At 59.8% G+C, this 8,602-nt stretch carries 8 protein-coding genes; 4 read left to right on the top strand and 4 right to left on the bottom strand.

Annotated elements, in window-relative coordinates; all coding sequences use genetic code 11:
* A partial coding sequence (locus ACTIE1_RS16510; RefSeq protein WP_439563499.1) for an ImmA/IrrE family metallo-endopeptidase occupies positions 1-295 on the top strand: 295 nt, incomplete at its 5' end.
* A 130-nt stretch (positions 296-425) separates the two neighbouring features.
* On the opposite strand, the gene ACTIE1_RS16515 is transcribed toward ACTIE1_RS16510, so the two are convergent.
* The 4 genes from ACTIE1_RS16515 to ACTIE1_RS16530 all read right to left on the bottom strand — a co-directional run bounded on the left by ACTIE1_RS16515 (position 426) and on the right by ACTIE1_RS16530 (position 4,254).
* Positions 426-1,325, bottom strand: a complete 900-nt coding sequence (locus ACTIE1_RS16515; protein WP_439562971.1) for a DMT family transporter — start codon at positions 1,323-1,325, stop codon at positions 426-428.
* Between the two features lie 76 nt (positions 1,326-1,401).
* Positions 1,402-2,409: a TRAP transporter substrate-binding protein gene (locus ACTIE1_RS16520; RefSeq protein ID WP_439562970.1), complete on the bottom strand. Its 1,008-nt coding sequence runs from the start codon at positions 2,407-2,409 to the stop codon at positions 1,402-1,404.
* Between the two features lie 37 nt (positions 2,410-2,446).
* A complete protein-coding gene (locus tag ACTIE1_RS16525; RefSeq protein WP_439563500.1) occupies positions 2,447-3,724 on the bottom strand; it encodes a TRAP transporter large permease in 1,278 nt (425 codons plus the stop codon).
* Entirely contained in the window at positions 3,724-4,254 is a 531-nt protein-coding gene (locus tag ACTIE1_RS16530) for a TRAP transporter small permease (RefSeq protein WP_439563501.1), read from the bottom strand. Before ACTIE1_RS16530 ends, ACTIE1_RS16525 begins: the two co-directional genes overlap by 1 nt.
* Positions 4,255-4,386: 132 nt before the next feature.
* Between ACTIE1_RS16530 and ACTIE1_RS16535 the strand changes: the two genes are divergently transcribed.
* The 3 genes from ACTIE1_RS16535 to ACTIE1_RS16545 all read left to right on the top strand — a co-directional run bounded on the left by ACTIE1_RS16535 (position 4,387) and on the right by ACTIE1_RS16545 (position 8,476).
* Positions 4,387-5,424 carry a LacI family DNA-binding transcriptional regulator gene (locus ACTIE1_RS16535; protein ID WP_439562967.1) on the top strand — a complete coding sequence of 346 codons (1,038 nt, stop codon included), beginning with the start codon at positions 4,387-4,389 and terminating at the stop codon, positions 5,422-5,424.
* 101 nt (positions 5,425-5,525) lie between these two features.
* On the top strand, positions 5,526-7,307 hold the full coding sequence (locus ACTIE1_RS16540) for an IlvD/Edd family dehydratase (protein WP_439562966.1): 1,782 nt from the start codon (positions 5,526-5,528) through the stop codon (positions 7,305-7,307).
* Positions 7,308-7,324: 17 nt separating this feature from the next.
* Entirely contained in the window at positions 7,325-8,476 is a 1,152-nt protein-coding gene (locus tag ACTIE1_RS16545; RefSeq protein WP_439562965.1) for a fumarylacetoacetate hydrolase family protein, read from the top strand.
* Positions 8,477-8,602 lie beyond the last annotated feature (126 nt).

Raw genomic sequence — 8,602 nt, forward strand, 5'->3', positions numbered from 1 at the left:
ATACGATGATGTGGTCGTCCGGCGATGGACTGTATTGCATGAAATAATGCACTTTCTGCTGCACAAGAACGAAGACCCATTTGCACCAGATTTAAATCGTGCGGGTGGTTTGCACTTTTACGATACTAACGAACAGCTTCAAGAGCGTGAAGCAAACGAGTTTGTGGAAGCTATAATATTTGGTGACGGTGCACTGATGTCTGCGCAGAGTCTTCATGGGCACGACGAGGAGCTGCTTTCAAGGCGTTTCGGCGTTTCAGTAGTAGCTCTAAGGATCGCTTTAAGTAAGCTTTAGGCGTCAGCTTTGCATCACACGCCTCCTAGCTGGCCGGAACACTGAAAGAAGGCAATCGGGCGGAGGAAACTCTGCCCGCTTTTGCATGTATTGCGCCCCCTGACCGCACTTGCCCCGAACCGTCAGCGGCTCAGGGGGCTTTTTCCTTGCGCCAGCGTTGCGTCAGCACGGCCTTGATCCGCTTTTCCGGCAGCACCAGCACCAGACCGGACAGGATGATCACCATCGCACCTGCCAGCATGGCAAGGCGCGGAATATCGCCAAAGAAGATCCAGCCAAGGATCACGGCCCACAGCAGAAGGGTGTATTGCAACGGGGCGATCAGCGCGGCATCGGCCAGTTTCAGCGCGCGGTTCACGCACAGATGCGCGCCCATCGCCACCACCCCCACCAGCGCCAGCAAGCCCCAGTCAAATGATCCAGGCATGGACCAGCCCACAGGCGCTGCTATCACGCCAGCGACGCCTGCCCCAATCAACTGCCAGAAAACCAGCGTCATGTCGGGTGTGCCGCGCAAGTAGCGCCCTGTGATCATCATCAGCGCGAAGCACAGTGATCCGACAATGGCCACCACAGTTGCAAGCCCCGCCCCTTCGCCACTGGGTTTCAGCGCAATCAACACACCGACGAACCCCACAACCACCGCGCCCCAACGCAACGGGCTGACGGTTTCGCGCAGCAACAAGGGCGACAGCACCGCCACATAAATGGGTGCGGCCAGCCAGAATGTCATGGTGTCGGCAAGGGGCATGTGGCGCACCGCGAAGTAGAAGCAGAACACCTCGGCGGTGGACAGCACAACGCGCGCAAACTGGATGCCGGGACGTTCGACGTGAAACAGCCTGCGGAACCCGAACGCATACAGGAACGGCAGCAACACGGCCAACGCCGCAAGACTGCGGATGGCCAGAACCTGACCTACCGAATAACTGCTGACCAGCCATTTCCCCAATGCGTCATTCGACGCAAACAGGAACATGCCAAGCAGCATAAGGGCCAGACCCGCAAGGGTCGGGGTCATGCGCGTCATTGCATCACATCATTTCTGAAAGTCTGGAAAAACATGCGGGGGGACGATTGCCCCCCCGCATGCGGATCAAACCGGCTTATTCGCCGCGCAGTTTGGCAAGTTCCGACTGCATCATGTCGATCACGTCAACGCCGATCGACTCGGCGTGTTTTTCATACACCCCCTCGACAGCGGCGCGGATGCGGTTCAGTTCGGCGCCGTCCAACTCGTTGAACGCCATGCCGGCTTCCTGCACATTGTTCAGCGACACATCCGACAATTCACGGCTGACGCTGCGCTGCACGTCACGGCCCACAACGGCGCAATCGCGCAGGATTTCCTGCTCGGTTTCCGAATAGGTGTTAAAAATCGGGGCCGAGAACAGGATCATGAACGGCGTGTAGGCATGTTGCGTGGCCGACAGGTAGTCCTGCACTTCATAGAATTGCGACGTGTCGATGGTCACATAGGGGTTTTCCTGCGCGTCGATGGCGCGGGTTTCCAGCGCGGTGAACACTTCGCCAAAGGCCATGGGCGTGGCATTGGTGCCCAGCGCCTGGAACGTGTCCAGGAAGATGTTGTTTTGCATCACGCGCACGCGCATGCCGTCAAAATCTTCCAGCCGCGTGATGGGACGCACCGAGTTGGTCAGGTTGCGGAACCCGTTTTCCCAATAGGCCAGATTGACCAGACCGGAATTTTCCATGCGTTCGGCGATGAAATCACCGAATGCGCCGTCCAGAATGGCATCTGCTTCTTCGGCATTGGAAAACAGGAACGGCAGGTCGAACACGCCCAGCGCCGGTTCGATACCAACCAGCGGCGAGGAGGAGGTGACAACCATTTCCTGTGTGCCCGACCGCAGCGCCTGCGTTGCTGTCAGGTCATCGCCCAGCGCCGAGGACCAGAACGCGTTCAGCGTCCACGCCCCGTCCGTGCGATCGGTGATGCATTCGCGCATGGCCTCGATGCCGTTGCCAACAGGGTGGGACTCGGCGACCCCGTTGGACACCGTGATGGTGCGCGTGCTGATATCGGCCACTGCAGGCAATGCAATGCCTGCAACAAGCGCGGTTGTCATGGTTAGTTTTGTCAGGGTTTTCATGGTCTTTCCTCCCAGATTGAAAACAGGTTTCTTCCTCTCAGCGCAGCCATTGCAGCGGCACCAGAACAAGTTCGGGGAACGCGATCAGCACCAGCAACACGCCCACTTGCGCCGCAAGGAAGGGCAACACGCCCCAGATCACCTTGCCCAAGGGAACGCGCGCCACACCGCTGACCACATTCAAAACAACACCCACCGGCGGCGTCAGAAGGCCCACACAGGTGGTCATCACGAAAATGATCCCGAAATACACCGGATCGATTCCCGCCGCACGAATGACAGGCATAAGAACCGGCACCAGAATCAGGATCGTCGGCGCAAGGTCCAGAACCGTGCCCACCACCAGCACCAGCAGCACAATCACCAGCATCAGCAGCTTGGGGTTGTCCAGAACCGGCGCCAGAAAGCGTGTCACCTCTGCGGGGATATTGGCCCGCGTAATCAGCCACGATGTGACCAGCGCACCCGCAACCAGAAACAGCACAACCGATGTGGTTTTCGCCGCGTTCAACAGCACCTGATAAAGATGCGCCAGCTTCAGTTCGCGGTAGACGAACATGCCCACGAAGAACGCATAGACAGCCGCAATAACGGCCGCTTCTGTCGGTGTGAAAATGCCAAAACGGATACCGCCCAGAATGATCAGCGGCATGACCAGTGCCCAGCCGGCGGCCGCAGTGGCGCGCAGCCGTTCGCGGCCCGTGGCGCGGGGCAGCGGTTTGACGTTTTCGCGCCGTGCGACAATCAGCCATGCAATGATCAGTGACGCCGCCATCATGATGCCGGGCACAATGCCCCCCATGAACAGCGCCGTGATCGACACATTGGCCGCAACACCGAAGATGATAAACGCAATAGACGGGGGGATCACAGGTGCAATCACACCACCCGCCGCCATCAGCCCCGCCGCGCGCGGCACGTTATAGCCCGCCTCGCGCATCATGGGGATCAGGATCGCCGCCAGCGCTGCGGAATCCGCTGCGGCAGACCCCGAAAGCGATGCCATCACCACCGCCGCGATTACGGCAACAATACCCAGCCCCCCGCGAATATGGCCAACGCAGGACACGGCAAACGCCACAATCCGCTTGGACAACCCGCCTGCATTCATCAATTCGCCCGCCAGCAAAAAGAACGGAATGGCCAGTAGCGTGAAGGAATTGGCCCCTGTCACCATTTGCTGGCTGATGATCTGGGGGTTGAACAGCCCCATCCATGTCATCAGCACAACTGCGCAGAACATCAGCGCGAAGGCCACCGGAACGACCAGCGCCAGCCCGAAAAACAGCGTTCCCAGAAAAATCAGCAGTACCATTATTGCCGATCCTTCTGGTCAAGCAAATCAAAATCACCTGTGAAACGTGCCATTTCTTCGGGTGGTGTATGTCCGGTAACGGCGCGGATAATCCGCACGAACGCCATCAGCGCGATGCATCCGCCAGTGACATATGTGATCCCGTACACCCAGATCATTGACAACCCGACCACCGGCGTAGTCATCGATGCGTTGATCGGGTGCTGCACCCATGTTCCCCAGAACAGCACACCCGCGCAGACCAGAATCACCAGATTTGTCAGCGCCAGACAGATGCGGCGCCCCATCGGCCCGAATTGCCGCACCAATGTTTCAACGCCGATATGGTTGTATTCGCGAAACGCCAGAATGGCCCCGATAAAGGTCAGCCAGACAAAGAAATAGCGCGACATCTCCTCGGAGAAGTTCCAGCCGCTATTGAACGCATAGCGCAGCACGACATTGCCGAACACCATGACGGTCATGCCTGCAAGCAAGGCAACCAATGCAAATTCACCCAACCTGACAGCAATCAGTTCGAGTCGCGCCAAATACTTCACATGCCCCTCCCGGATTGGTGATCAATGGTTGGGTCCAGCCATTAATCGGTTGTGATTTCCTAAATGAAAGCGTATATCATTGTCAAATGCCAATTACATAATTCCGGATGCAGGCTTGCAGTTATGAAGGACCAGAACGCACAAAAGAAGGCAATTAAGCTGTCTGATGTTGCGCTGCATGCGAATGTAAGCGTTGTCACTGTGTCCCGCGCATTGCGGCAGCCGGAACTTGTGTCGCAGGACACGCGCGACAAGGTTGCGGATGCGGTCAGAACGCTTGGATATGTCCCCAATCCCGCCGCACAAGCGCTTGCCTCGGCGCGCTCACGCCTGATTGGCGTGGTGATTCCGTCGCTGACCAACCAGATCTTTGCGGAATTGCTGCGCGGCGTCATGGACGGGCTGGAAGGGACCACCTACACGCCCCAGTTCGTGAATACCCGCTACAAACTGACCCGAGAGGAAGAGTTGCTGCGTGTTTTCGCCACGCAACGCCCCGCCGGTATGATTGTGGCAGGCATTGACCAGTCTGCGGCAGCGCGTCAGTTGCTTCTGGAAATGGGTTGCCCTGTGGTGCAGGTCATGGAAACAACACCCGACCCCGTCGATATGGTGATTGGCTGCGACCAACAGGATGCGGGGCGCGCGGCCGTGCGCCACCTGCTTGATCAGGGTTACCGCCGAATCGGCTTTCTGGGGGCGCGCATGGACCCGCGCGCGCAGCGCCGCCTTGCGGGCTATAATGACATCATGTCAGCGCATGGCCTGTCCGATGATGCGCTGGTCATTACCACGCCCCATCCGTCCGCCTATTCTGTGGGCGGGCAGTTGATGGCAGACCTGCTGGCCAGCGCACCCGATGCGGATGCCGTGTTCTGCAACAATGACGACGTGGCACTCGGGGCGCTGTTTGAATGCCAGCGGCGCGGGTTGCGCGTGCCTGAACAGATCGGAATTGTTGGCTTTAACGATCTGGATGTCGTGTCATGTTCGGTGCCGACCATCACATCCGTGCGCACCCGCCGCTATGAAACCGGCCTTACGGCTGTTAACATGATAATGAATCAGCTGAACGGTGCCCTGCCACAACAACGCATCATCGATGCCGGCTATGATGTCATGGTCCGCGCCAGCACATCACGCCAGCAAAAGGGGGGATGATGCGATCCCCGAAATAGACCATCTGTAGCTGCGCAGATCACACAAGTCTGCGATCCACCCGAATGCCCGAACGACCCAATATACAAAGGCAAGAAATCAATATGTCCGACACGCGCGCCCACAAGAAATTCCGTTCGCAGGAATGGTTCGACAACCCCAACAACCCCGGCATGACCGCGCTGTATCTGGAACGGTATCTGAATCAGGAATACACCCGCGCCGAATTGCAGGGCGAACGCCCCGTCATCGGCATTGCCCAGACCGGCAGCGACCTTGCGCCCTGCAACAAGATCCATGTGTTCCTGATGGACCGCATCAAGGCGGGCATTCGCGATGCAGGCGGTATTCCCATGGAATTTCCGGTCCATCCCATTCAGGAAACCGGCAAACGCCCGACTGCCGCACTGGACCGCAACCTTGCCTATCTGTCGCTGGTTGAGGTGCTGCACGGCTACCCCATTGACGGGGTGGTTCTGACCACGGGCTGCGACAAGACCACACCCGCCATGTTGATGGGCGCGGCAACGGTCGATCTGCCTGCGATTGCGCTGAATGGCGGGCCAATGCTGGACGGCTGGTGGCAGGGCAAGCGCGCGGGATCAGGCACGATTGTCTGGGAAAGCCGCCGCCTGCTAAGCGAGGGCAAGATCGAGTATGACGAATTCATCTCTCGCGTTTGCGCGTCTGCGCCCAGCCTTGGGCATTGCAACACCATGGGCACGGCCAGCACCATGAACGCCATGGCCGAAGCCCTTGGCATGACGCTGACCGGCAGTTCCGCCATTCCCGCACCGTTCCGCGAACGTATGGCCATGGCCTATGAAACGGGGCGGCGTATTGTGGAAATGGTCCATGAGGACCTGAAACCATCCGATATTCTGACGCGCGAGGCGTTTGAAAACGCCATCATCGTGAATTCCGCCATTGGCGGGTCCACGAACGCGCCGCCCCATTTGCAGGCCATTGCCCGCCATGCGGGGGTCGATCTGCATGTCACCGACTGGCAGAAAACCGGCTTCAACGTGCCGCTGCTGGTCAATATGCAACCCGCAGGCAAATATCTTGGCGAAAGTTTTTTCCGTGCGGGCGGCGTGCCTGCCGTGATGGGCGAATTGCGCAAGGCTGGGCTGTTGCATGACGGTGCGATGACCGCCAGCGGCGCCACAATGGGCGCAGCCCTGGGCGATTGGGCCAGCCTTGATACCGATGTCATTCTGCCGGTCAGCGCGCCCTTGCGTGAAAATGCGGGCTTTCTGGTGCTGTCGGGCAATCTGTTCGACTCTGCGTTGATGAAAACCTCTGTCATCTCGCCCGATTTCCGCGCGCGGTTCCTGTCAAAACCGGGGCAGGAGGGTGTTTTTGAAGCACGCGCCGTCGTGTTTGAAGGGCCGGAGGATTACCACGACCGTATCAACGATCCCGCCCTTGGCATTGATGAGGAAACCATCCTGTTCATTCGCGGTGTGGGTTGCGTGGGCTATCCCGGTTCCGCCGAGGTGGTGAACATGCAGCCGCCGGACGCGCTGCTGCGCGCAGGTGTGAACCATTTGCCCACTGTGGGCGACGGGCGGCAATCGGGCACATCGGAATCCCCGTCCATCCTGAATGCCAGCCCTGAATCGGTTGTCGGCGGGGGGCTTGCGTTGTTGCAAACCGGCGACCGTGTGCGGCTGGACCTGAATGCCAGCCGTCTGGATGCGCTGGTGGACCCCGCCGAATGGCAGGCCCGCCGCGATGCCTGGACCGCGCCCGAAATCCGCCATCAGACGCCGTGGCAGGAAATTTACCGCACCCATGTCGGCCAACTGGCTGACGGGGGCTGTCTGGAACTGGCAACCGCCTATCAGCGTATCCGCCACGACCTGCCCCGCGACAATCACTGAACCAGAAAGACCGGACTATGACACATAACCAGACTCTGGACGATGCCGGCGTGTATGTGGGCCGCATCTGGCGGCCTGATACCGGCCCCAGCCTTGTGACCCTGCGCAACGGCCAGATCATCGACATCACCACCAAGGCCGCGCCCACCATGCGCGATCTGCTGGAACTGCCCGACCCGCTGGCGCATGTGCAAAACACCACCGGCACGCCGGTTTGCACGCTGGACGAACTGGACAGCGCCAGCCACCCCGACGCGGGCGAAAACGACCTGCGCTATCTGGCGCCCTGCGACCTGCAGGCGGTCAAGGCGTGCGGCGTGACCTTCGCACGTTCCATGCTGGAGCGGGTGATCGAGGAACGCGCAGGCGGTGACGCCGCGCGCGCCGACGCGATCCGCGCCAAGGTATCGGGCGTTATCGGCGACAGCCTGCGCGACCTTGTGCCCGGATCAGCCGAGGCCGCGCGCGTGAAATCGGTGCTGCAGGCCGAAAACCTGTGGTCGCAATATCTGGAAGTTGGCATTGGCCCCGACGCCGAGGTGTTCACCAAGGCACAGCCCATGTCTGCGGTCGGGCATGGCGCGGCGGTGGGCCTGCACCCGTCCAGCAGCTGGAACAACCCCGAACCCGAAATCGTGCTGGCCTGCGCATCAGACGGGCGCATTCTGGGCGCTTGTCTGGGCAATGACGTCAATCTGCGCGACATCGAGGGGCGCTCGGCGCTGCTGCTGGGCAAGGCCAAGGACAATAACGCCTCCGCCGCACTTGGCCCCTTCATCCGGCTGTTTGATGATCGTTTCGGGCTGGATGACATCCGCACTGCCGATCTGGACATGACCATTGACGGGGTGGACGGCTTCCAGCTGACCGGCCATTCCTCGATGCGCGAAATCAGCCGCGATCCGGCGGATCTGGCGGCGCAGACCTGTGGCGCACATCATCAATATCCCGACGGGTTCATGCTGTATCTGGGCACGATGTTTGCCCCCGTGGCCGACCGCGATGCCAAGGGCGCAGGCTTTACCCATCATGCGCAGGACCGCGTAACAATTTCCACGGCGGGGTTGGGCCAACTGGTCAACACTGTTATGTGTTCCACGAAAGCCCCGCGCTGGACATTCGGCACAAGCGCCCTGATGCGCAACCTTGCCGCGCGCGGCTTGCTATAGGGCATTGGACCTTCGCGCGCAGCGCCGCGCGCAACTGACATATGAAAACTGAAAGGCACAGATATGACGCATAGACCGCATGGGATGCATTTGATTGCAGGTGAACGGGTTGACGGGGGGGCGCGG

It is taken from the genome of Roseinatronobacter sp., assembly GCF_051859525.1.
Classification (GTDB): Bacteria; Pseudomonadota; Alphaproteobacteria; order Rhodobacterales; family Rhodobacteraceae; genus Roseinatronobacter.

What these genes read in the sequence shown, in the direction of transcription:
- ACTIE1_RS16545 (WP_439562965.1), top strand. Translation starts at nt 7,325, where the DNA reads ATGACACATAACCAGACTCTGGACGATGCCGGCGTGTATGTGGGCCGC.
- ACTIE1_RS16525 (WP_439563500.1), bottom strand. Translation starts at nt 3,724, where the DNA reads ATGGTACTGCTGATTTTTCTGGGAACGCTGTTTTTCGGGCTGGCGCTG.
- ACTIE1_RS16535 (WP_439562967.1), top strand. Translation starts at nt 4,387, where the DNA reads ATGAAGGACCAGAACGCACAAAAGAAGGCAATTAAGCTGTCTGATGTT.
- ACTIE1_RS16515 (WP_439562971.1), bottom strand. Translation starts at nt 1,325, where the DNA reads ATGACGCGCATGACCCCGACCCTTGCGGGTCTGGCCCTTATGCTGCTT.
- ACTIE1_RS16540 (WP_439562966.1), top strand. Translation starts at nt 5,526, where the DNA reads ATGTCCGACACGCGCGCCCACAAGAAATTCCGTTCGCAGGAATGGTTC.
- ACTIE1_RS16520 (WP_439562970.1), bottom strand. Translation starts at nt 2,409, where the DNA reads ATGAAAACCCTGACAAAACTAACCATGACAACCGCGCTTGTTGCAGGC.